Annotated in this window: 20 protein-coding genes and 1 pseudogene; 19 read left to right on the top strand and 2 right to left on the bottom strand. The window is 52.5% G+C overall.

Annotated features, from left to right (window positions below; translation table 11 throughout):
• Nucleotides 1-65: 65 nt before the first annotated feature.
• The 6 genes and pseudogenes from IM700_RS03565 to IM700_RS03540 form a co-directional block, all read left to right on the top strand.
• Nucleotides 66-944, top strand: coding sequence for a carbohydrate ABC transporter permease (locus IM700_RS03565; protein WP_155606814.1), 879 nt, complete (start codon nt 66-68; stop codon nt 942-944).
• Nucleotides 944-1,762 carry a carbohydrate ABC transporter permease gene (locus IM700_RS03560; protein WP_239483558.1) on the top strand — a complete coding sequence of 273 codons (819 nt, stop codon included), beginning with the start codon at nt 944-946 and terminating at the stop codon, nt 1,760-1,762. The genes IM700_RS03565 and IM700_RS03560 overlap by 1 nt, the downstream gene beginning before the upstream one ends.
• A 35-nt stretch (nt 1,763-1,797) precedes the next feature.
• Entirely contained in the window at nt 1,798-3,999 is a 2,202-nt protein-coding gene (locus IM700_RS03555; RefSeq protein ID WP_239483557.1) for an alpha-galactosidase, read from the top strand.
• Nucleotides 4,000-4,070: 71 nt separating this feature from the next.
• Nucleotides 4,071-4,925 carry a DsbA family protein gene (locus IM700_RS03550; RefSeq protein ID WP_193416816.1) on the top strand — a complete coding sequence of 285 codons (855 nt, stop codon included), beginning with the start codon at nt 4,071-4,073 and terminating at the stop codon, nt 4,923-4,925.
• Between the two features lie 392 nt (nt 4,926-5,317).
• On the top strand, nt 5,318-6,313 hold the full coding sequence (locus IM700_RS03545; RefSeq protein WP_193416815.1) for a copper amine oxidase N-terminal domain-containing protein: 996 nt from the start codon (nt 5,318-5,320) through the stop codon (nt 6,311-6,313).
• A 91-nt stretch (nt 6,314-6,404) separates the two neighbouring features.
• Nucleotides 6,405-6,704 (top strand): annotated as a pseudogene (locus IM700_RS03540) (Hsp20 family protein); the annotation flags it as partial.
• On the opposite strand, the gene IM700_RS03535 reads toward IM700_RS03540, so the two are convergent.
• Nucleotides 6,634-8,922, bottom strand: coding sequence for a molybdopterin oxidoreductase family protein (locus IM700_RS03535; protein WP_239483556.1), 2,289 nt, complete (start codon nt 8,920-8,922; stop codon nt 6,634-6,636). The pseudogene IM700_RS03540 and the gene IM700_RS03535 sit on opposite strands and share 71 nt — an antisense overlap.
• On the bottom strand, nt 8,891-10,123 hold the full coding sequence (locus tag IM700_RS03530; protein ID WP_193416813.1) for a nitrate/nitrite transporter: 1,233 nt from the start codon (nt 10,121-10,123) through the stop codon (nt 8,891-8,893). Before IM700_RS03530 ends, IM700_RS03535 begins: the two co-directional genes overlap by 32 nt.
• 477 nt (nt 10,124-10,600) lie before the next feature.
• On the opposite strand from IM700_RS03530, the gene IM700_RS03525 reads away from it, so the two are divergent.
• The 13 genes from IM700_RS03525 (at nt 10,601) to IM700_RS03465 (ending at nt 22,872) form a co-directional block, all read left to right on the top strand.
• The gene (locus tag IM700_RS03525; protein WP_239483555.1) at nt 10,601-12,025 is read left to right on the top strand and encodes an aldehyde dehydrogenase; all 1,425 of its coding nucleotides are present in this window, start codon (nt 10,601-10,603) and stop codon (nt 12,023-12,025) included.
• A 52-nt stretch (nt 12,026-12,077) separates the two neighbouring features.
• Nucleotides 12,078-12,410, top strand: coding sequence for an L-rhamnose mutarotase (locus IM700_RS03520; protein ID WP_193416812.1), 333 nt, complete (start codon nt 12,078-12,080; stop codon nt 12,408-12,410).
• 93 nt (nt 12,411-12,503) lie between these two features.
• Nucleotides 12,504-12,869, top strand: a complete 366-nt coding sequence (locus IM700_RS03515; RefSeq protein ID WP_193416882.1) for a GntR family transcriptional regulator — start codon at nt 12,504-12,506, stop codon at nt 12,867-12,869.
• Nucleotides 12,870-12,876: 7 nt separating this feature from the next.
• Nucleotides 12,877-13,752, top strand: coding sequence for an ABC transporter ATP-binding protein (locus IM700_RS03510; RefSeq protein ID WP_193416811.1), 876 nt, complete (start codon nt 12,877-12,879; stop codon nt 13,750-13,752).
• Complete coding sequence (locus IM700_RS03505) at nt 13,749-14,429, top strand: hypothetical protein (protein ID WP_193416810.1); 681 nt, start codon at nt 13,749-13,751, stop codon at nt 14,427-14,429. The genes IM700_RS03510 and IM700_RS03505 overlap by 4 nt, the downstream gene beginning before the upstream one ends.
• Nucleotides 14,430-14,759: 330 nt before the next feature.
• On the top strand, nt 14,760-15,377 hold the full coding sequence (locus IM700_RS03500; RefSeq protein ID WP_193416809.1) for a YkoP family protein: 618 nt from the start codon (nt 14,760-14,762) through the stop codon (nt 15,375-15,377).
• A 91-nt stretch (nt 15,378-15,468) separates the two neighbouring features.
• Entirely contained in the window at nt 15,469-15,978 is a 510-nt protein-coding gene (locus tag IM700_RS03495) for a phosphatase PAP2 family protein (protein ID WP_239483554.1), read from the top strand.
• A gap of 23 nt (nt 15,979-16,001) precedes the next feature.
• Nucleotides 16,002-17,180 carry an MGDG synthase family glycosyltransferase gene (locus IM700_RS03490; RefSeq protein WP_193416807.1) on the top strand — a complete coding sequence of 393 codons (1,179 nt, stop codon included), beginning with the start codon at nt 16,002-16,004 and terminating at the stop codon, nt 17,178-17,180.
• Between the two features lie 29 nt (nt 17,181-17,209).
• Entirely contained in the window at nt 17,210-17,908 is a 699-nt protein-coding gene (locus IM700_RS03485) for a polysaccharide deacetylase family protein (RefSeq protein ID WP_193416806.1), read from the top strand.
• Between the two features lie 21 nt (nt 17,909-17,929).
• On the top strand, nt 17,930-19,060 hold the full coding sequence (locus IM700_RS03480; protein ID WP_193416805.1) for an MGDG synthase family glycosyltransferase: 1,131 nt from the start codon (nt 17,930-17,932) through the stop codon (nt 19,058-19,060).
• Entirely contained in the window at nt 19,060-20,283 is a 1,224-nt protein-coding gene (locus IM700_RS03475; RefSeq protein ID WP_239483552.1) for an MFS transporter, read from the top strand. The genes IM700_RS03480 and IM700_RS03475 overlap by 1 nt, the downstream gene beginning before the upstream one ends.
• Before the next feature lie 90 nt (nt 20,284-20,373).
• Nucleotides 20,374-21,267 carry an aldo/keto reductase gene (locus IM700_RS03470; RefSeq protein WP_193416803.1) on the top strand — a complete coding sequence of 298 codons (894 nt, stop codon included), beginning with the start codon at nt 20,374-20,376 and terminating at the stop codon, nt 21,265-21,267.
• Between the two features lie 213 nt (nt 21,268-21,480).
• Nucleotides 21,481-22,872, top strand: a complete 1,392-nt coding sequence (locus tag IM700_RS03465) for a helix-turn-helix domain-containing protein (RefSeq protein ID WP_193416802.1) — start codon at nt 21,481-21,483, stop codon at nt 22,870-22,872.
• The last annotated feature ends 146 nt before the right edge of the window (nt 22,873-23,018 follow it).

The following is a 23,018-nucleotide window of genomic DNA, read 5'->3' as shown; positions in this document are numbered from 1 at the left end:
GCGAACTTGACGGAAGGCATGGGCAGGGGCCTGTGCCTTTCGCCGGTTTAGGAGAGGGTGAACCGATGGAAACTTTAAAACGCACGGCGAAAAATGAAATGTGGTACGTCTTGTTTATGCTACCGGGGATGGCTCTGTTCGTGCTGGCGGTCGTGATTCCGCTGGTGATGGGAGCCCGGTATTCGTTCACGAATTGGGACGGGGTTTCCGATTCTTTTGCTTCCGTAGGCTTCGATAATTACGTGCAGGCTTTTGGGGATCCGAGCTTTTGGGACGCCCTGTGGAACACGTTTAAATATGCCATTATTCTAACCATTCTGGTTAACGTGCTATCTCTGCTGCTGGCTTTGGTGTTGGACGCTTTCTTGCCTTTGCGCAACCTGTTTCGGACGGTCTTTTTCCTGCCGAGCGTCATCTCGATCGTGCTGGCGGGGTTCGTTTGGAGCTATAACTATAGCACGGGAATTCCGAACTTGCTGAGCCATCTCGGTCTCGAGGTATCCAGTCCGCTCGGCAATCCCGATTACGCGCTGTTCGGCTTAATCCTGATCGCTTTATGGCAAGGGGTCGGGTCGCCGATGATTATTTACATCGCCGGCCTGCAAGGCATTCCGGGCGAGTTGTTCGAAAGCGCCCGCATCGACGGGGCGGGAACTTGGAAGACGTTCCGGCACATCACGTTGCCGTTGCTTGCCCCTTCCGTTACGATCAACCTGCTGCTCGTGCTCACCGGCTCGCTGAAGGTGTTCGATCTCGTTTACGTCACGACGAACGGCGGTCCCGGCTTTGCGACCGAGGTCATGTCCACCTATATCTACCGGACTTCGTTCGCCTCGTTTAAGGGAGGATACGGGATGGCGCTGTCCATGCTGTTCTTCCTCATTCTCGTCCTCGTGACGGTCGTGCAGATGTCCATTTCCAGAAGACGGGAGGTTGAGCTGTAATGAAAGCGAACAAAGCCATCACCTTCATCCTGTTTCTGGCACTGGCGGTCTTATTTCTCTTTCCGCTGTATGTAGCTCTGTTGATGTCGCTAAAAACAGCGAAACAAACGTTCGATAACTTCTACGCGCTGCCGTCCAGCCTTAACTTCGCCAACTACGTCCATGCCTGGGAGACTTCGAAATTCCCGCTGGCGATCATGAACAGCTTGATCGTCACGGTGGTCTCCGTCGTGCTGATCGTGCTGGTATCCGCTTTGGCTGGCTACTCCATTGCGAGAAGAAACAAGCCCTTTTACAACCTTATGTTCATGGTGTTTCTATCCGGCATGATGATTCCGTTTCAAGTCACCATGCTGCCGTTGTACAAGCTCGGCAAAACGCTTCAGATGCTCGATACCCATTGGGGAATCATTCTGATTTACGGCGGGTTCGGCATCCAGACGGGCGTGTTGTTCTACGCCGCGTTCATCCGCCAAATCTCTCGCGAGATCGAGGAGGCAGCCAAAATTGACGGCTGCAGCACGCCGGGGATTTTTGCCCGAATCATCATCCCGTTGCTCAAACCGGTGACGGCGACAGTTGTCGTTCTGAACGCCTTATATATCTGGAATGACTTCCTGCTGCCGCTCTTGTATTTGCAGGATAACCAATATCGTACGATCCCGTTGCAGCAGTATTTCTTCTTCGGACAATACAGCAGCGACCTGAACCTGGCATTTGCTTATGCCGTCATGGGCATGATTCCGGTTATTGCGTTCTTCCTGTTGATGCAGAAGTTCATCATCAAAGGCATTGCCGCCGGAGCGGTCAAAGGCTGAGGTTAGGGAGCAAGCGGGAAGGGGAGAGTGATCATATGCCGATTAACGTGTTGGAAGCAGCAAAAATATTTGAACTACGCACGAAAAACTCGTCTTACGTATTTGGCGTCAACGAAAACGGGACGTTGCAACACCTCTACTGGGGCGAGCCGGTGGAGGCTGCGGAATGTGCCGATTTGCTTCGCCTTCGTCACCACAGCTCCTTTGATGCCGAGGCGAACCGGGAATGGGAGGAGTATGGAGGTTGGGGCGGTACCTTATATGCAGAGCCCTGCCTGAAGGTGAAATTCCAGAACGGCGTTCGCGATTTGCGGTTGCGATATGAAGGGTATGAAGTCGGGAGCCGCTTGGCGGCGGACGATTTGATTGTTCGGCTGCGCGATGAGTATTACCGTTTGCGGGTGGAGCTGCGCTACCGGGTTATCGAGAAATACGATCTGATCGAACGTTCGGTAACGATCGTCAATGAGGAGGACGTTCCCGTTCGGATCGATCAGGTCATGGCGGCGGCCTGGTCCGCCCCGGCCGAGCCTTCCGTCCGCCTGACGCATGTGACCGGCCGCTGGGCCGGTGAATATCAGCTCCGGCGGGCGCCGCTCACCGAAGGCAAGAAAGTGCTGGAATCGCGGCAGGGTTTCACCGGTGCGCATGCCAACCCTTGGTTTGCGCTGGATGACGGCAAAGCGGACGAGTTGTCCGGGAACGTCTGGTTCGGTGCGCTGGGTTGGAGCGGCAACTGGAAAATCGTCCTGGAGTCCTCCACCTTCGGCCAAGTCCGCGTCGTCGGCGGGGTCAACGACTTCGATGGGGCGTTTACTTTGGGACCGGGAGAGAGCTATACATCCCCCGTGTTTACGGGTGGTTTCGTCTCCGGCGGCTTCGGAGAGATGAGCCGGAAGTTGCACAACTATCAACGGGAGTACGTGCTGCCCGGATCCCGGGAACGGAAAGTGTTGTACAACTCCTGGGAAGCGACGGAATTCGCGGTGAACGTCCGGGAGCAAATCGAGTTGGCCAAACAAGCGGCCCGGATCGGCGCGGAGCGGTTTGTCGTCGACGACGGTTGGTTTGGCGCGCGCCACAGCGACCGGGCCGGTCTCGGCGATTGGCAGGTGAATCCTCAGAAATTCCCGAATGGGCTGCAGGAGCTGATCGACGAGGTGAAACGGCTCGGCATGGACTTCGGATTATGGGTCGAACCCGAATCGGTCAATCCGGACAGCGAGTTGTATCGGAACCATCCCGATTGGGTGTATCAATTCCCCACGCGCGAAGGAACGCTGCTTCGCAATCAATTGATGCTGAACTTAGGCAAGCCGGAGGTCAAGGCGTTCGTGCTTGAGTTCATGACGGGGCTACTCAGCACCTACGACATCGCCTTCATCAAATGGGACATGAACCGAACGATCACGGAGCCGGGGGCCATCCCGCTGCGCGAGCATGCGGAGGAATCGGTGTGGATCAAGCACGTCGATAGCTTGTACGAGATTTGGGCCGAGCTCCGGCGCCGTTTCCCGCGGGTGGAGTTCGAGACCTGTGCCGGGGGCGGCTCAAGGATCGATATCGGCATGCTACGGTTTGCAGACCAGGCTTGGATCAGCGACAATACGGACGCCCGGGACCGGCTGACGATCCAGGAGGGCTTCTCGTACGCTTACAGCCCCTCCGTCATGATGTGCTGGGTAACGGAATCCCCGCATGGCCTGAACGGCCGGCGGCTACCGCTGTCGTTCCGCTTCCACAGCGCCATGCTAGGCGGGCTCGGCATCGGCGCGAACATCGCCCGCTGGTCGGAGGCGGAAATCGTCGAAGCCAACCGTTATGTGGCGCTGTACAAACAGGTGCGCCATTTGGTTGCCGAAGGCGACCTTTACCGGCTTGCCTCCTTCGCCGAAGGCGATGTGGCCGCGTGGCAGTATGTCTCGCGAGACCGGGACGAAGTCGCCGTGTTCGCTTTTCGGCAGGCGCAGTATTTCGGCGACACGGAGCTGCGGTTGCGCCTCCAAGGCTTAGAGCCGGATGGGCGGTACCGGGTAGAAATACCAGAGGAAGAGCTGACCGTGGAGGCGGACAACACCGCCGATCAGCGCGCGGCCGAATCTACCGGCATCACCACCGACTTGGCCGCAGACAACGTCCGGCACGGCTCCACCTTGATGCGCCTCGGCCTGCCGCTGACCTTGGCAGGCGATTACGCCAGCCGGTTTGTATACTTGCGGCGACACTCTGTGACCTAAATTACGTCCCTTGCCGTGGGCCATACGCTAGAATGAGGACGAAACGAATCCATATGGAGGTAGGATAGCGGATGGCCCATAACAAGGGGAGCAATCGTAACGGCAGCGGGAAACCGGTTCCGAACAACAAGACGGCGTACAACAGGACAACCCAAGGCAAGAAGAACGCTGGTAAGGGGACTGTAGGCAAATCTGCGGGCGGAAAAGGAACAGGCCGGGGGACTGCGAAATCCGGTCTGATTTTTGTGATCTCGTTGATATTGATCGGGGCCTTGGTAATCACCCTGGCGATCGTTTTTCTCAAAGATTCGGGTTCCTCCAGTTTGAAGGATCTCCCGAACTACACGGAAATCAAAGGCGACTACACCGCCGAAGGCTTGAAGTATGAGAAGCAGCCGCATTTGGGAGAACCGAGCGCGAAGGTCAAGGTGATTGAATTCGCCGATTTTAAATGCCCGGCCTGCAAGAAGTGGGAAGAAACCTACATGCCTCAGCTTCAAAAAGACTTCATCGATACCGGCAAAATTGAGTTGTTCTTTACCAACTTCGCGTTCATTGACCGGGATTCGATCATGGCGGCCAGCGCGGGCGAGGCGGTTGCGGCGCAGAGCAACGAGAAGTTCTGGGAGTTCAAGAGCAAGTTATATGCGCATCAGGGCGATGAGACAAAAATTTGGGCGACACCCGAATTTTTGCTGGACTTCGTGAAGAAAAATATCAACGGTATAGATTACGACCGCTTCGCAAGCGATCTGAAAAGTCATGCCTACATGTTGCCGGTCAAAGAAGATTTCAAAACCGCCGGCTATTACGGAGTAAACGGAACGCCGCAGTTCATGGTCAACGGGGAATTGCTGCCGAGCTCCTCTTACGAGGAATTGGCGGCGGCGATCGAAGCGCAACTGGCGGAGGTTGGCGGGCAATAGGATCATTTCGCACGCTTTGCACGATTATCCCCTTTGATCAGCTTGCCGAGAACTGGAGAAGAGCTCGACTCACTCCGGGTCCCTGGCCCTCCTGAATGAAAGGGATAATCGTGCAAAGGCAGCATAAGGGACATCAAGGCGCGCCGGAAATCGGCGCTGATGCACACAAGGTAGAAGGCACCGGCCGACCGAGGACATCGGCCGGCCTTTTTCTTATGCCGCATATTTTTCGATCGTTGGACCGGATTTCTCATACTTGCTTTTCGGCAGGAATTCCGACATGTCGGCGTTCCGGAAAAAAACTTTGTTGGCGCCCCCCACAATTTTTGATAGGGCAACGTAATAAACAACAAACCCCAATTAACGACAATCATTGAGGAGGACACAACAACATGAAAAAAAGCTGGATGATCGCATTTTTCTGCGTGGTGGCATTAAGCTTGACGACCGGCACGGCGTCGGCGAAAGCGGAGCAAGGGAATAACGGCAAGGGAGCCGATAAGAAAACGGAGGCCGGCATCCAAGTGGATGCACAGCAAACGAAAGCTAACGGCAAGAAGGTAGAGAAGCAGTTGGAAGGGACGGTAGAGGAGCAGGCGACGGAGGAAACGCAAACCCCGGAGGGCGAAGAATCCACGGATACGCAAAAATCCGAAAAGCCGGGCCACAACGGCTACAAAGGTTTGTTGAAAGCGATCCAAAACGTCAAGGACAAGCCGTCGGGCGCGGTATTGGCCGATTTGCTCCTGACGAAATACGATACTAAACTCACGGATGAGATGAAGGCGGAGCTTACGCAAATCAAGGAAGATGCGGCGGCTTTATCCAAGGCGGCGGACCTGTTGGAGCAAGAAGGCAGCGTGACTGATGCTGTTTATTTGCAGGAGGAAGCGGTTTTGGCGGACTTCACGAACATCGAATCGTACAAGAAGCTCGGCAAACTCTATGAGAAGCTCGGGAAAAAAGGAGTTAAATTGTTCGTCAATGGCGAACAGCCTACAACAGACGTAGCTCCAATCGTACAGGATGGCAGCACGCTGGTCCCATTCCGGGCCATCTCCGAAGCCTTTCAGGCGGAAGTCGCCTACAACCCGGCGGACAAGTCGATCACGGTGACGAAGGACGGCGTAACGCTGAAGCTAATCATCAATAGCAAAACGGCTTACGTGAATGGCGAACAACAGACGCTGGACGCGCCGGCTACCGTCATTGACGGCAGCACGGTTGTTCCGGTCCGGTTCATCAGCGAGGCTTTTGAAGCGGTCGTGCAATGGGAGCCTAGCTCCCAATCGGTTGTCATCTATAATGAGAGCGCCGATCCGGCGGCAAGCAATGAAACCACGACCACGACCACAACCACCACGACAACTACAGAACAGCAACCCTAAATCGAAATAGGAAAAAGCGACCTTCCCAGGTCGCTTTTTTATTTGAACCGCCATTGATATAGCTCGAAGGTCAAAGAAAGGGGGATGCATGATGTTTGATTCGATTCCTTTTGGCAGACACAGAGAGGATGCGTTTAGTCAACTGGCGAAGACGTTCAACGATGTGTTCCAAGATGACTTTTTTGCACCGTTGAAGAATTCGCCGTTATCCTTCAGAACCGATATTCGGGAGACGGAACCCGCGTACCTGGTCGAAGCGGAACTGCCCGGTTTCCGCAAAGAAGACATCGAGATTGACTATGCCGCGCCTTACCTGACGATCAAAGCCGTTCGCGACGAAGATCACAATATCGAGGACACGAAACAGCAAATCGTCCGGAAGGAACATCGCTGAGGGCGTCGGCCTTCGCCGAATGGACTAGGGCGGGGGCGGCCTCCTCAGTCCTAGCCCGTTCCGCTCGGACGGCGCAGATTTTGAATTCAGGCATTCGGCTGACGGGGTGCAGGGCATCGTTCGTCAGCCGGTTGATCGCTAGGTCGCCGCCCCAGTGGAACGGAACAAAAATCGTGCGCGGATGAATGTCCGGCGTCACCTTGGCGGCGAAATCCAGCGACCCGCGCCGCGTGGTCAAGCGGATGCGGTCGCCTTCGCGCAGGCGAAGCTGCTCGGCCAGAGCCGGGTGGAGCTCCGCCACCGGCTCCGGCGCCTTCTTCGCCAGGGCATCCGTGCGGCGGGTCTGGGCGCCGCTCAGGTAGTGCCCGCCCAGCCGGCCGGTCGTCAGCAGATACGGGTACTCCGTATCTGCCGTTTCCGCCGGCGGCTGCGGCGTGATTGCGTGCAGGCGGGCCCGGCCGCCCGCACGGGGGAAGACGCCGCCCGCGAACAGGCGCGGCGTCCCGGGGTGCGCCTGGCCGGGCCCGGGGCACGGCCAGAACAGCCCTTGCGCTTCCTGCAGGCGCGAGTAGCTTAAGCCGCTATAATCGGCTTTGCCCCCGGCGGAAGCGCGGCATAACTCGTCGAACACTTCGCTCATCGACGAGTAGGAGAAATAACGCCCTCGGCCCAGCCGTTCGGCGAGGGCGCACAGCAGCCAGGCGTCCGGCATGGACGCGCCGGCCGGCTCAAACACCCGGGGCCGGTAGAACACCCGGCCCTCGAGGTTCGTCATCGTCCCTTCCACTTCGAGGAAGGACGTGCCGGGCAGCAGCCAATCCGCGTAGGCGGCCGTCTCCGTCTCGAACAGGTCGACGACGACGAGCAGGTCCAGCTTCTCCAGCGCCTCGGCGACCCGGGCGTTGTTCGGGCTGGACACGACCGGATTGGAGCCGAGGACGATCATCGCTTTGATGTCGCCGTCCAATACCTTCCCGAACAGCTCATACGCGGAGACCCCTTTGCCGGGCAGTTCGCCAGGATCAAGTCCCCAGACGCCGGCGACATGCGCCCGAGCGTCCGGGTCCTCGATCGACCGGTAGCCCGGCAACTGGTCGGCCTTGAGTCCATGCTCGCGGCCGCCCTGCCCGTTGGCCTGCCCGGTGACGGAGCCGAAGCCGCTGCCCGGTTTACCGATGTGCCCGCACAGCAGGCCCAGGTTGATGTACTGCAGCGTATGCTCCACGCCGTTCACCTGCTGCTCCAAACCCCGCGCGGTCAGGATGATCCCACGCTTCGCCTCGGCAAATCCCCGGGCCACCTGACGGATGATTTCCTCGGGGATCCCGGTTAGCCCGGCGACCCGCTCCGGCGAGTCGTCTCGAACCGCTTCCCGCACTGCCTCAATCCCTTCCGTGTGCGCGGCCACGAATTGGGCATCGTACAACTGTTCTGCCAGAATGACATGCAGCAGCCCGCTGATTAGCAGCGAATCCTGTCCGGGTTCGATCGTCAGCTGGTGGTTTGCAATCTTGGACGTCATCGTCCGCCGAGGATCGATGGTGACGATGACGGCTCCTTGTTTTTTGGCAGCAAGCAGGTAAGGCATTAAGGTTGGTTGGCATTCGGCGATATTGGTACCGGCGAGGATGAGATAATCCGTTTTAGGAATGTCTTCGAGCGGGAAGGGGAGACCGCGGTCGATCCCAAACGCCAGCTGCTGCGCTGCCGCCGCCGAGGACATGCAGTATCGTCCGTTATAATCGACGTAACGGGACCGCAAAGCGACCCGGGCAAACTTGCCAAGCAGATAACACACCTCGTTCGTCAGTGATCCGCCGCCAAATACGGCTACGCTGTCAGGGCCGTACTGTTCCTGAAGCTGCCGAATCCGCTCGGCGATGCCGTCCAGCGCTTCGGGCCAAGCTACGGGAGACCAAGCCGACGAGGTTCCTTCGGAGGACCGAGACGCCGCCTCCCCTTTACCCCATCCCTGTTCCGAAAGCCTGCGTAGCGGCTGCATCACCCGCTCTGGATGAAGCGTATGGTCCAAGGCGTGGAAGCCCTTTTGACATAATCGACCTGTGGCTACGGGGAAGTCTGGACTGGGCTTAACTTCATACCCCGCGAAGGAACCGGGGGCCGAGTGCAACTCCAGACTGCATTGCATGCTGCAGAAGGGGCAGTGAGATCGCATACGTCCGTCAGGATGGGCGGCTGTAGGAGTAAGCGTCATATGCAGCCTCCTTCCGCTTCAGGAACGTTCTTTTCCACTCGCCGTGAATTAGGAAGACCGTGAGAATACAAGCCAACGCAATACAGCTGAGAATGAGGAAACCTGGCGTATAAGAACCGGTCCACTGCTTCAGGAGCCCAAGGATGTTCGGCAGAAAATAACCGCCGAGCCCGCCGGCCGCCCCCACGATCCCGGTGATGACCCCGATTTCCTGCTGGAATCGCTGGGGGACGAGCTGGAACACGGAGCCGTTGCCCATGCCTAGGCACATCATGCCGACGAATAGCAGCACGGTTACGACGGACAGCGGCGGCAGCGACGAGACCGAAGCCATCATGAGGGCTACCCCCGCGTACAATGCGAGCAGCATGCGTACTCCGCCGACCCTATCGGCCAGCCAGCCGCCCACTGGGCGGAAGAAGCTCCCAGCGATCACGCACAAGGTCGTGAAATCGGCAGCTCGCACCGCGCTAAGTCCATATTCCGTATTAAAAAATATCGTCAAGTAATTCGACAATCCTACGAAACCGCCGAATGTCACCATATAGAACAGGCAGAACAGCCACGTATCTCTGTGGCGGAGCACGGTTGCGTAATCGCGAAGTTTTTTGGGCTCCGGCTGGTTGGGACTATCCTTCGCCAGCAGGGTAAAGACGAGGAAGACCAGCGCAACCGGAATGAGGGCGAGCCCGAACACGACCTCCCAGCCTCCATAATGCTGGGCGATCCGGTTGGCGAATAGCGTGGAGAAGACGGTGCCGCTATTCCCGGCCCCGGCGATCCCCATCGCCAAACCTTGGTATTGCGGCGGATACCAGCGGCTGGCCAAAGGCAGGGCCGCTGAGAACGAAGCGCCGGCAACGCCCAGAAGCAACGCCACCACGTACAATTCTCCCAGCGAATTGACGAATTGCCAGCCCCAGACGAGCGGCACCAGGGTGACGGCCATACCGATCTGACCGGTCCGCTTGGGGCCGATCCGGTCGGCTAACACGCCAAGCACGAGGCGAAGCACGGAGCCGCCAAGGATCGGCAAGGCGACGAGGTTGGCTTTCTCCGCCGCGTTCATCGGGTAATCCTGCATCATGATGACGGCCAGCGGACCGATCAGAACCCATACCATAAAGCTAACGTCGAAGTACAGAAAGGCGCTCAACAACGAGGGCTTATGCCCACTTTTCATAAAACCGGTACGTTCCATCCTTCCATCTCCTCTCCAGGATTCATCCCCTTCAACCGGGATGTTTCTGTTTCCTTAGGTCACGCCGAACCGGGCGCGCAAAACAAAAAGGAGCCCCGGGCAATCTTGCGATTGACCGAATGGCTCCTTTGCCGACCGGCGGCACAGCGTTGTGCGAAACCGGATTATATGCGCCACGACGTTGTGAACGTAGTTAAATTATAGAAGCTGGGAAAAGATCGTGTCAATATAAATTACAAAAAACGTTCATAAAGTTGACCGAAAACCATCTTGACGGTTGGATAAACAAATTATTTACGTTTAAAACCATATTTTACGGATTTATATGTTAGGAAATATGACATAGAAACCTTTCTGGTACACAAACCTACGCTGGGCCCATCATTCGGGTCGAAAGATGCCCAGCGATCTGATTTCGGGTTACAATAGAAGAACAGACCTAAATGACGCCGAATTCGAGAAAAAGAGGGATCCGCTTTGAGTGAATCGAAAGCTCCAACCCAAGCTGCAAATGAAGTTCAACCCGCTGTGCAAACTGTTGCCAAAGTCGTTCGTGCTCAACAGCAATTCGTCCGCAGCGGCGCCACGCGATCGGTAGAATTCAGGCTGCGCCAACTGGAGCGTTTGAAGACGGCAATTGCCTGTTACGAAACGCGCATTTTGGAAGCGCTGCAGTGGGATCTGCGCAAACCCGAGCTTGAAGGCTACAGCACGGAAGTTGGCTATGCTTACGACAGTATCGGATACGTGATGAAGCGACTAAAGCAGTGGGCCAAGCCGGAGCGGGTCCGCACGCCGCTAACCCATATCGGCTCCAGCAGCTATATCTACCGGGAGCCTTACGGCTCGGCGCTGATCATCGGCCCGTTTAACTATCCGTTTTTGCTGGTGATCGATCCGTTAATCGGGGCGATCTCCGCGGGAAACGCCGCGATTGTTAAGCCGTCGGAGTATACGCCGCACGTCTCCGGGGTTATTGCCGAGATGCTCGGCGAATATTTTGATCCCGAGTACATCCGGGTCATGGAGGGAGGGCAGGAGGTCACATCCGCGTTGATTCATGCCCCGCTCGATTTTATCTTTTTCACCGGAAGCATTCAGGTTGGAAAAATTGTGATGAAGGCGGCCGCTGAACGTCTGGTGCCGGTCGTGTTGGAGCTTGGCGGGAAAAGCCCCTGTATCGTTGATTGCGAGGCGGATCTGGAGTTAGCCGCACAGCGGATTGTTTGGGGGAAGTTTCTGAATACGGGTCAGACTTGCGTGGCCCCGGACTATGTGCTCGTTCACGAGTCGGTTAAAGCGGAGTTGATCGCCAAAATGAAGACGCAGATCACCGCATTCTACGGGGATGATCCGCAGCAAAGTCCGGATTATGGGCGGATCGTGAACGAGCGTCACTGGAACCGGTTGATGGGGTTGTTGGACTCGTCGAAGATTGCGGTCGGAGGGACTGGGGAACGTGAGGATTTGTACGTGGCGCCGACGATTATGGAGAACGTAAGCTGGGAAGACCAAGTGATGCAGGAAGAAATCTTTGGGCCGATTTTGCCGGTGCTGGACTTTGTGGATCTGGATGAGACGCTTCGGAACATCGGCGAGCAGCCCAAGCCGCTGGCGTTGTACTTATTTACGAGCAATTCCAGGACAGAGCGGAAGGTGATGGAGTCGGTTTCATTTGGCGGCGGGTGCATCAACGACACGGTCATGCATCTGGTCAGCCCGTATCTGCCCTTCGGGGGTGTGGGGTCCTCCGGCATGGGGGCGTATCACGGACGCTACAGCTTCGAAACCTTCTCTCACCGAAAAAGCGTGCTAAAGAAGTTGACGTGGATGAACCTCAGCTTCATTTATCCGCCTTATACCGCCGGTAAATTGAAGCTGATCCGACGCTTTATGAAGTGAATGGGGAGCTGAAGGTGTCAAAGTCAATGAATTTATCATGGGAGGGATATTCATGGGAATCAGTCCAAGCCGGAAGTTCGCCTGGACCTGGCGCGTGAAGGAAGACCAGTTGGAGGCTTACGTTGACCTGCATTTGAACCCTTGGCCGGAGGTGCTCGCGGAGCATACCCAAGCGGGCATTCGAAACTATTCGATTTTTCAGCAGGGGAACCAGTTCTTCTATTGCTTCGAATGCGATGATCCGGACGCGGCTTTCAAATACATTGCGGATAGTGAGGTTTGCCAACGGTGGAACGCGATTACGTCGGGGATGGTGGAGGGTTCGTTTGATTTTAACGAGCCGCAGCCCATCGTGCCGATGCGCGAGGTTTTTTACTTGAAATAAATCAGATCCTCATTTGTGATGATGCGTTGACAATAAAATTTTCAGCTATTAAAGTATGTTACATGACTAACATTCCGATAGGGTGATGCCGTTATAGCTGGCTTTGGAGACGGACAGCCGATTTTCCAACAAGTTGCAGATAAAATCGAGGACGACATTCTGAATGGAACTTATAACGAAGAGGACCAGATCATCTCTGTGGCTCAGTTTTCGCGAGCGTTCCAGATTAATCCGGCAACGATTGTGAAAGGAATCGCCTTGCTTGTCAATGAGGGCATTCTGTACAAGAAAAGGGGATTAGGAATGTATGTGGCTGCCAACGCGAAGCAGATTATTATGGAGAAGCGCAAGGAACGCTTCATCAATGAGCTAGTGCAGAAGCTGCTCGCAGAGGCAAAAAAACTCGATTTAAGCATGGACGAAGTTATCGAGAGGATCAAACAGGGATACAGGAGTTGAGAGGCCAATGAGCGCCATTCTGGAATGCAGAAATGTAAGCAAGAGATACGGGAGAGTCGAAGCGGTCCGCCAATTGGATATGACATTGGAGGAGAACACGATATACGGGCTGCTTGGCCGCAACGGGGCGGGGAAGACGAGCTTGCTTAACATGGTGACAGGAGGTCTGTTTCCTGATAGCGGAGAGATCAAAATTGCCGGAATGCGGTTGAAGCGGGGAGAGACGCCGAAAGATATTTGCTTCGTTAGGGATAAAAACTTTTTCTTTGGAGGCGCAAAAGTCAACGAAATACTCGAAGTCGCTGCGGCATTCCATCCGAATTGGGATTGGGATTACGCACATCGACTGATCCAGGTTTTCAATGTGGATCCGAATAAGAAAATACGGCAACTCACCAGGGGCATGGAGTCTATTGTCGGCAATATTGTCGGCATGGCAAGCCGAGCGCCGCTTACGATTTTCGACGAACCGGTGCTTGGGCTTGACGTTCTGATGCGCGAGAAATTTTACCGGCTGCTGGTCGAAGATTATGCGAACTACCCGCGTACGATTCTGCTGTCGACGCATTTGATTGACGAAATCGCCAAGGTGGTCGAGCGGGTGTGCATTATGGAAGCAGGCAGCATTTTACTACATGACGACGTGGACAACATTCGGATACAATCCTTTATGTGTCAGGGGAAAAAAGAAGCGATTCAAGCGTTCACAGGCGGCAAACGAGTTATCTATCAGGAGGTTTTTGGTAACGGTGCGATTGCGGCAGTCTACAATACGATGGGGGAAGCCGATCTTGTCGAGGCAGACAAGCTGGGTATTACCGTTGACGGATTGCCACTTCAGAAGTTTTTTGCCTATCTGCTTGAAGGGGGCCAGGAACAATGAATAGGCTGTCAGCTCAATTCAAGGCATCGTATCTTCAACTCCGCATCTATCTTTGGATCATCGTGGGCATCGTGGCGATTGCTCAACTGGCCGACTTGATCGTTAGCATATCCTTGGGCCGCGTAGAGAAAGACTCGGTTTCGGAAACCAATTTTCTTATGATCTTCCTGTTGTTCGTTCCGACAATCCTTCCGACCGTTTACTTTATACGCATCATCAATTTAGGTGCTTCACGCAAGGAGTATTATCAAGGATTGTTTTTTATTTATGCGGTATGGTCGGCAATCTTTGCCTTGCTTAACATTGTGTGGTTGAAGCTAGAGTCCGTCGTGTTCGGAATGGAGGGGATCAATCTTCTCGAAATATTCAAATGGGATCAACTCGACCTTTTTGGAGTGTTCATATATCAATTCGGCGCATACATGATGTTCCTTTCCTTGCTAAATCTGCTATTCTCCGGTTTCCACCACATCATTGGATGGGTATTATGGGGGCTTGTGATTGCTGCAATTCCGCTTAGTACCGCGATTTCTTCTTTCCGCTCTCATGTGGCTGACGGGTTACAGACCTTGCTATCCAACGATTCTTTAATGCAAGGTTTCGGATTAACTCTCCTCTTTACCTGCGTATTCTTGGCCGGAGGCTGGTATTTTGTGAAGAACAGGCAGATCCCGTGATCGGCAGAGGAGTAGCCTGAAATTAAACTGTTGCCTCAGCCTAGCACGGACTTCGTTCGGTGCCTTCAGATGCTTCGTTGGCCGAGAAAACGCTCTATAGTTTTGGAAATAAATACGGCAGGATTAAGACCTCCAATACCGATGATCGGTAATTGGAGGTTTTTTCTTATGCACATAAACGACGACTATTGACAGATAAATTCAATGGCATTATAGTATGTTACAAGACTAACATACTGGCATGGTGATTCTGCTGGCAGCCAGCCATTATGAGTCATGTTTGTTGACATCATTTATTAGACCCATCAAGAGAAAAGGAGATGAAAGGCAATGCTGCTTCGATTACGTAAGTCTTTAATGCAGGCTGCTTGGATGGCGTGGGAAAAAGGGTTCGATTGGATATCACGATTTCGCAGCTCACATACAACGCACTTTGGAATTTGCAAGGTCATGATTAAGAAACACCGGGGCGAGAGTATCGTTTGCGCGGACTCCACCATTATCGATAAAGGCGATTGGGTCGGAGAACTCCATCTCAATAATGAAGTGATTCTAACGCTGATTAAATCCGAAGGTCCAGATCGCGCGGCGCTCATGACGGCTCGATCTATACGGAAGTCCATGCAGCAGATCAGCGAGGCGTTTGCAATTCAGCCAGAGTACAGCGAGGTAAAGGCGTTGGTCGGCATTACGCTGCTTCATCGTGGTTTGACACATGGTCTTGGATTCGAGCAACAACCGTTGAAGGCTAATATGTTCCAACGCATAACAACAGCTTATCTCCGATTATTGTTATCTACCATGCACCCCGAAGGGAAGAAGCGGATTGCCCGCAAAACCGAACAATTGATACCGATGATCCTGATTCATACCCGCAATTCGCTGAAGAATCGATTTAGGACGGTGAAGAGTCTGCCTGTTCGAGAGGAATTACGTTTAGCCAAATGAAGTTCCTGTAACGAGAGGAGGGAGAACTGGAATGGACCTTAATCATTCTAAAAGACAGGCAGCGGAGGCGGGAAGCAGGATACAGTGGATCATGCGAATAGATCAAACGTTGTTCTTCTGGATCAACCAACGCCTGAGCAGTCGGGCTCTAGACCGATTGTTAGGATGGGTTACCCATTTGGGTGGAGCTTTGTTTACCGTCATTTGCGCAGTATCCCTGGCATGTTTCGCCGAGGGGGAACTCAGCAGGCTAGGGCTGCAAAGCTTGATCACATTGGCCGTTAGCCATATCGTTGCCGTCCTGATCAAGAGAATCGTGCGCAGAGACCGTCCTTTCCGCAAGCTGGAGCAGGTGAAAGTAGGCAAATTTCCATTGAAAGATTACTCCTTTCCATCTGGTCATACAACCGCTATTTTTGCGCTCGTTACGCCTTTTATGTTGGCTTTATCGCCAGCAGTGATGCTTGTCTTGATTTCTCTGGCTTTGTTGGTGGCAATATCCCGAGTTTATCTGGGTTATCACTATCCGATGGATTGTATGGCTGGAGGAATGCTTGGTTTCCTCACGGCGGTGCTGGTTAGTTTGGTTCTTCATAGTTGAATTGACGAAGGAGGTGATGGTTGATGAATAGCATGAAACGGGAAAAGATGCTGATTCTATCCGGTTCACTCGGGGAAGGACATAGGCAGGCGGCCAAGGCGATAGTGGAGGCATCGGCTCTGTATAGACCGGGAATAGAAGTGAAAGTGGTTGATTTCTTGGAATGGATCCATCCCCGCATGCATGTGATTGAACAGTATTGTTTCTTGCAATGGGTGAAGCATTTTCCTTCATCTTACGGATATATGTATCAAAAGACTCGCACGGACAACACATTTACTTCCATCCTGAAGTGTTTTAGCATAACCAGCCTGCAGCGGCTGCTTAGACTTCTGTATAAGGAACAGCCGACGTTGCTGGTTAGCACGTTCCCGCCGGCATCAGCCGCCATTTCCTTACTTAAAGAAAAAGGGATGACGGATCTGCCTGCGGCAACGGTCATGACCGACCATACTGATCACAGCTATTGGATACATCCGTTTACGGATTTATACCTGGTTGGCTCCGAAGGCGTGCGTGCTTCTCTGCAGAGAAAAGGCGTTGCTCATCACAAAATCGCTGTAACGGGAATCCCTGTCCGCCCGACTTATAGTCAGTCCATTAGTATTAGTAAAGGGCGGCTGCGCGAGAAGCTAGCTTTGGTTCCTGACGCCTTTATCGTGTTGGTGATGGGTGGCGGTTACGGTATGATCGATAAATCCTTCATCAAGCAATTACAGTCTGACACTTATCCCGATAATTTGCAATTTGTGATCGTTTGCGGTCGCAATGGGAAGCTGCTGAACTACTTGCGTGAAGAGTTGAGAGACAGGGATAACATCATGCTGACACGCTACCTGGAGCGAATCCATGAATGGATGGCCGCTGCCGATGTATTGATTACCAAGCCGGGCGGACTGACGACATCCGAAGCGCTGGCGCTGCAGCTCCCTATGCTGTTGTTGGAGCCTCGTCTGGGGCAGGAAAAGGATAATGCCGGCTATTTACTTCAAACAGGAGTGGCGAATTTATGTCAAATTGACAATCTACAGGATCAGCTTCAACGGCTGGTTCAACAGCCCTTCATTTTGGGAGAAATGAGGGGAAAAGCGGAGTTGTGCAAACAGCAGGATTCCGCCAGACAAGTGGTCAAGCAAATCCTGAGTATGCAGAGCGATAAGCCGGAAGAAAAATGGGTTCACTCCATGCAGCAGTATGCTTGAGTTTAATTATACTAAAGGGGATAAAGACGTTGCTTTTTCTATATTTGTTGATGGGGCTTATCGGCTTCATGGGTTTGTATATGATAATTCCTAGTTTATTGCCGAGAATAATGAGAATTGGCGTGTTTCGCAAAGGAAAGACAAAGAACCAGGTTGCGTTTACGTTCGATGATGGCCCGCATCCGAGGTATACACCGGAATTATTGGACTTGTTGCAGGAATATCAAGTGAAGGCCACCTTCTTCGTACTTGGCTCGCAGGCGGAGCTGTATCCGGATTTGATCAGAAGAATGCATCGTGAAGGCCATCAAATCGGAATCCACAATTACGTGCATACCTCCAACTGGCTGATGCTCCCTGGGACGGTGCGGCGTGATCATATAGAACGGACCGCAGATATTATAGAGTCCATTATTGGGAAAAGACCGAATCACTATCGTCCTCCGTGGGGGCTCATGAATTTATTCGATTTCTTTCACCCCTCGTACCGCATCGTGCTCTGGTCCTTGAAAGCATGGGACTGGCGCAGCAAAAGTTGCCGCAAGCAGCTGAGAGCAACACTACTGAATGGAATTACAGACGGATCGGTTATTTTACTGCATGATAGCGGAGATACACCGGGAGCAGACCGTCACGCACCCTATTTTATGCTTCGGGCACTGAAAGAAGTGTTGCATCAATTACAAGGACGTAACTTGCAATTCGTTCGGTTGGACGAAATGGCTTGACTAATAGATGAGGTGACGATAGTGGCACAGGTACCGCAAATTCTAATCTTAACGGCCGATTACGGCGAGGGTCATCATCAGGTCTCTAAGGTGTTGCAGCAAAGCCTGAACCGTCATGGTTATAGCCAGGTGGCTGTTGTTGACTTGTTCCGGGAGGCTTATCCTGTATTGAATAAAATCATCCGCTATCTGTACCGGCGAAGCATGTATGCTGACAGATTTGGCATTCCCTATTACGGATGGATCTACCATCTAACCAATCGAATTCCCATGAAGGGAAAAATCACAGCCTGGATGAACAGTCTTGGCAGTGACAGGCTTGAGAAAATCATCCATCAGTATCAGCCTGAACTCATCATTTATACCTTCCCGTACGGTAGCTTGCCAAGCAGCAGGACGTTATTTGTGAACCGCCCTCGGACTGCTGTTGTCATAACGGACTTTAGCGTTCACCGAAGATGGTTGCTTGCTCAGCCGGATTATTATTTCGTTCCTGCCAGCGATGTGAAAGAAACCATGGTCGATCGGGGCATCCCCGAGAATCGGATTACCGTGACCGGAATTCCGGTTAGGGAGTCATTTTATGATGTAGGAACGATCGGTTCTGGTTTCGGCAAGAAAGCGGATGATCCGGTGATTCTGCTTATGGCTAACGTTTGCGGTACATTGAAATCACTATCGAGGCTAATGGCGAAGCTGCTTTTGTTGGGCGTCCGCATTCAAGTGATTTGCGGCCGGCAGGAGAGCTGGAGAGGGAAGCTTTCGAAGAGTTGGGTGAAGGAGGACAGGGTGGAGGTTTACGGCTATTCCGATCAACTGCATGTACTGATGAGCAACGCTTGCTGTGTCGTTACGAAAGCGGGAGGCGTATCTCTATCGGAGACCATTCAGGCCGGGGTTCCGATATTCATCCTAAAGCCGTTTCTGGGGCAAGAGCAGGAAAATGCACTGTATCTGCAACGTAAAGGAGCGGCATCCGTAGCTTTAACGATTGATGAACTTGTGTCTCAGATAAAGGCCATGATCTCCTCCGAGCCGATAAAGCAGTCGATGACAAATGGGTTACTCGTAGCAAGGCAGGAAGCAGCTGCGGATCATATTGTCCGGCATTTGTTTCCTGAGGCAAGTTCCTTGAAAAGGAGGGGAATATGATGAGCAGGATGAGCGTGTACAAGTTTCCTACTCTGACGCTATTTATGGTGCTTTTTTGCACGGAGTTTGTCCGAAGTGCTTTCCTGTTTTCGTTTCTACCGAATTTTGCCGTCAACGAGTCGGGACAAACCGTGGCTTTGGTCGGATTAGCTGTCTCGCTTCATTATGCAGCCGATACGTTGATTAAAGGTGTGGCCGGTTATTTCCTGGACAGGTTTTCGCTGCGCTGGCTGCTGCCCACCACTTTTGTCCTGATGCTGTCTGGACTCGCTGCCGTATTTTTTAGTTCGTATGCCTGGGGGCTTGTTGCTGGTTCCGTTTTGCTTGGGATTGGGGCGTCGCCTATATGGCTCATTTGTCTGGAGAAAATCCGGATGACGGAGCGGGCGGCCCAGATGGGGGCGATATATACTGTGTGGCTGGCTAGCATTGGCTTGGGGCCGGTCATGGTCAATCTGACCTTCGATGCTGGCTTCGAACCTGCCTTCTGGCTGCTGGTTTCGTTGCTCGCCTTCGGCTGCATTGCATCGTTCGCGATTGATAGAACCACCCCATTGTATCTACAGAACGTCAGTTTTGCCGAACAAGCCGCAGGACTGAGGAGGAGGCTCGTTCAGCTAAAATGGCTACTACCAGGCATGATCCTGCAGATGACCGCTGCGGGCCTGCTGCTGCCGATACTGCCCAGCTTTGCCGTTGACCATCTCGGTCTGAGCCAGCCGCAATATTCGCTCATGCTCATGTTAGGCGGGGCTGGCGCGATACTGTTTCTGGTCCCGATGGGGAGGCTCGCTGATCGATGGGGGCATAAGCAAATGTTGGTCGCCGGTTTCGTATCGCTTACGGTCGTAATGGCTCTATTAGCCGTATCCATTCCGCCGCCTGCATTAACGATGCTGTTTGCCTTTATGCTTGGATTGTCCTACTCTGCCGTGCTTCCGGCCTGGAATGCGGTACTGTCGTACCTTGTTCCAGAGGAGCAGAAAGGGACCGCGTGGGGAGTACTCTCCGGGATTGAAGGGCTTGGCATTATGATTGGCCCGGTCATCGGGGGATGGGTGGCCAGCCAGTATACGAATACTGCCGCCATTAGCACTAGCATGGCCTTGATGGCGGTCCTTGCACTATTTTATTTGATTCTGCCACAAAGTAAGCTTGTTCCGGCTGGCGGTACTTTACAGCGCAAGCGGGAGAATACTCATAGATCTGATCGGGAGAGTTAGAAACAGGATTTGGGCTATCTTATTGATAAGCGTGAAAGGAGGATTTAAGTTGGTAGAGGAAGATCAAATCACTTCAGGAGGTTTTGGAGAATGAAATATCGTAAATTAGGTAAAACCGGCCTGAACGTTTCCGTGGTCGGCATCGGTACCTGGCAGTTCGGCGGGGAGTGGGGTTTGAACTATACCCAAGCGGAAGTGGATGCGATTTTGGACCGGGGCCGAGAGCTTGGCATCAACCTGATTGATACGGCGGAGTGCTATGGCGATCATTTGTCCGAATCGTTTATCGGGGATTATCTGAGTCGGCGAAATCGGGAGGATTGGTTGGTTGCCACGAAATTCGGCCATCAGTTCCATGAACGGTTTACGCGGACGGATCGGTTTGAGGCCGAGGCGGTACTGCAGCAACTGGACGCCTCACTTAAGGCGCTGAAGACCGACTATATTGATTTGTACCAATTCCACTCCGGGCCGGATGCGGCGTTTGATCATGATGAGCTATGGACGCTGCTGGATAAGCAGAAGCAAGCGGGGAAAATCCTTCATCTAGGCACGTCAATCGGCAGCAACGATAACCTTCATCAGACCGAAGCTTCGTCCAAGGTGGGTTCGGAGGCGATCCAGGTGGTATACAACCGACTGGACCGCGTGCCGGAGAACCGGGTGTTCCCTTCCTGTGAGCGCCAAGGCCTGGGGGTGCTTGCCCGCGTACCGTTGGCAAGCGGATACCTAAGTGGTAAATATAAGCCTGGCGCGGTGTTTGGCGAAACCGACGTACGCCACAGACATGACCCCGAGAATACCCGACGCAAGCTCGAGGAAGTTGAAGAGATCCGCCGGAACGAAGTGCCGGAGGGTGTCGACATGGCCCAGTGGGCATTGGCCTGGTGCCTAAAGAATCCGATCGTTAGCACGGTGATCCCCGGCTGCAAAAATCCGGCGCAAGTGGAAGCGAATGCGGCTGCGGCGGAGCTGGAAATCTAGGGAACTACAAATAGACCGATAAGCAGACAAAATAGTTGCTTATCGGTCTTTTTTCTTATTGACGACTGTCAAATTTAGGATTATTATGTAAACATAAATTGGAATTTTAGAAGTATATGGTGTTGCTTGATGTCATTGGATGTCGTTTGGTTGCTCTATCAGTCGAGATTATTCGGCTCATAGAAGTAAGCGGAATTGGGGGGCGATAATTTTTTGATATCCACAACCACGATTCGCGCAGAACTGGAAGACTACATCAAGAGCGAAGGGACAACCCTACATCGCTTTTCGGAAACTACCGGGGTTAACGTCGGAACGTTAAGCGGAATTATTAACGGAAACCGACCGATTGCCATCGGACAGTTAGATCGAATCACAGCGGCAATGGGGTTGTCTGAGGGACACTTCTACGATTTATACGCTGATGAATGTTTTACTTCAACCGCTCCGCATTGGAGAAGGTTACGACCGTTCCTGCTAAGATGTGCCGAGTTGCAGCGGCATAACTGTATCAAACAGGTATTAGGCCGGTTGCTGGAGGACTTGAGGCAGATTGCGGGTATTTTCGATACGGCGGAACAAATGTTTGAGCTAGGACTGAAGGAAGCCGCCGTCATTTTGTACGAAGCCGTAATCGAAAGCGAGAGATCCAGCCATTCCGAGCGGTTGGCGATGAGTTACTACAGGTTGTTTAAAATTCACAGCATGGATAGTGACAAGGGATTTAAAACTGCAATGCAATTTTTACCCTACAGACATCGTTTGCCGGAAGTGTATGCGCTCGATGGAATACTAATGTTGGTCGAAGTTTATTCGCTTAAATTTAATTGGTCTGAAGCCGAAGCTTATGCAGATGAACTTTGCGCATTAGCTAAAGCGTTATATGAAAGAAAAGTATGGAAATACAGTGATTTCAAGCCACTCCGTCCTCTTGTTTATTATTATGGTAGGGGCTATCTTTTCAAATCTGGCTCTTATGAATATAGAGGAATGTTTGAGGAAGCAAAGAAATGGATTGCAGAATATGCGGATTTAAGTTGGTTTAATGCCGATGATGAAACCCAAACTGCCGTTATAGAACAATTCAAAATGTTTGCACAAGCCAATTATCTTTGCATGGATATTAAGACGGGGGATCGATCAAAAATTCCTAAGTATGTTCAATTCTTGGAAGAGGAACCCGATGAACTGGTGGAAGGCCTGATAACATTAGTAGAATCGGCCAATCGCCATCAGTTTTACATTGATGAGATTCTTGATCGATTTTCCGAAGAAATTGAAAAATACAGGTTGATTGGAAAAGATAAGTGGTTTCCAGAATCAGCAGTTAGTGTGAACCGTTGTTCCGTTTTTTTTCAGAATTACGCAATTTATAGTCTGAGGAAAAGGAATTATGAAGAAGGTATAAGGAGTTTACTATATAGCTTAAAGATGGCAATTTCTTTGAATAATAAACCTATGATCGTGAATTGCATGACTTTAATTGAACTGAATCGCAAGTTCGTAACTGAGGAGCAAAATAAAAATTTTGAAGAACTGTGTAGAAAGGTGTGGGAAAATGAAAAAGAAAATGTTTTATACGGTTTCGGCTTTGACAATGGTTAGTTTGCTAGGTTTGGCTAGTGGTACTGGTTTAATTTCAACATTGTCACATGGTTATTGGGGTTAATATATTTTTCTTGAACCATTCAAAAAAGTAGGGATCAGCCCTTTTGGGTTGACCCTATTTTTATTTTATAGCGCATGTAGAG

It is taken from the genome of Paenibacillus rhizolycopersici, assembly GCF_014947195.2.
Taxonomy (GTDB): domain Bacteria; phylum Bacillota; class Bacilli; order Paenibacillales; family Paenibacillaceae; genus Fontibacillus; species Fontibacillus rhizolycopersici.
The sequence above is the reverse complement of the archived record's forward strand: the minus strand, read 5'-3'. Positions and strand labels throughout refer to the sequence as shown.

Bases quoted from the DNA above. Each gene is read 5' to 3' on its own strand.
- IM700_RS03505 (WP_193416810.1), top strand. From the start codon at position 13,749: ATGAATAGGCTGTCAGCTCAATTCAAGGCATCGTATCTTCAACTCCGC.
- IM700_RS03470 (WP_193416803.1), top strand. From the start codon at position 20,374: ATGAAATATCGTAAATTAGGTAAAACCGGCCTGAACGTTTCCGTGGTC.
- IM700_RS03510 (WP_193416811.1), top strand. From the start codon at position 12,877: ATGAGCGCCATTCTGGAATGCAGAAATGTAAGCAAGAGATACGGGAGA.
- IM700_RS03520 (WP_193416812.1), top strand. From the start codon at position 12,078: ATGGGAATCAGTCCAAGCCGGAAGTTCGCCTGGACCTGGCGCGTGAAG.
- IM700_RS03535 (WP_239483556.1), bottom strand. From the start codon at position 8,922: ATGACGCTTACTCCTACAGCCGCCCATCCTGACGGACGTATGCGATCT.
- IM700_RS03490 (WP_193416807.1), top strand. From the start codon at position 16,002: ATGAATAGCATGAAACGGGAAAAGATGCTGATTCTATCCGGTTCACTC.
- IM700_RS03530 (WP_193416813.1), bottom strand. From the start codon at position 10,123: ATGGAACGTACCGGTTTTATGAAAAGTGGGCATAAGCCCTCGTTGTTG.
- IM700_RS03560 (WP_239483558.1), top strand. From the start codon at position 944: ATGAAAGCGAACAAAGCCATCACCTTCATCCTGTTTCTGGCACTGGCG.
- IM700_RS03495 (WP_239483554.1), top strand. From the start codon at position 15,469: ATGCGAATAGATCAAACGTTGTTCTTCTGGATCAACCAACGCCTGAGC.
- IM700_RS03550 (WP_193416816.1), top strand. From the start codon at position 4,071: ATGGCCCATAACAAGGGGAGCAATCGTAACGGCAGCGGGAAACCGGTT.
- IM700_RS03500 (WP_193416809.1), top strand. From the start codon at position 14,760: ATGCTGCTTCGATTACGTAAGTCTTTAATGCAGGCTGCTTGGATGGCG.
- IM700_RS03555 (WP_239483557.1), top strand. From the start codon at position 1,798: ATGCCGATTAACGTGTTGGAAGCAGCAAAAATATTTGAACTACGCACG.
- IM700_RS03545 (WP_193416815.1), top strand. From the start codon at position 5,318: ATGAAAAAAAGCTGGATGATCGCATTTTTCTGCGTGGTGGCATTAAGC.
- IM700_RS03565 (WP_155606814.1), top strand. From the start codon at position 66: ATGGAAACTTTAAAACGCACGGCGAAAAATGAAATGTGGTACGTCTTG.
- IM700_RS03475 (WP_239483552.1), top strand. From the start codon at position 19,060: ATGAGCAGGATGAGCGTGTACAAGTTTCCTACTCTGACGCTATTTATG.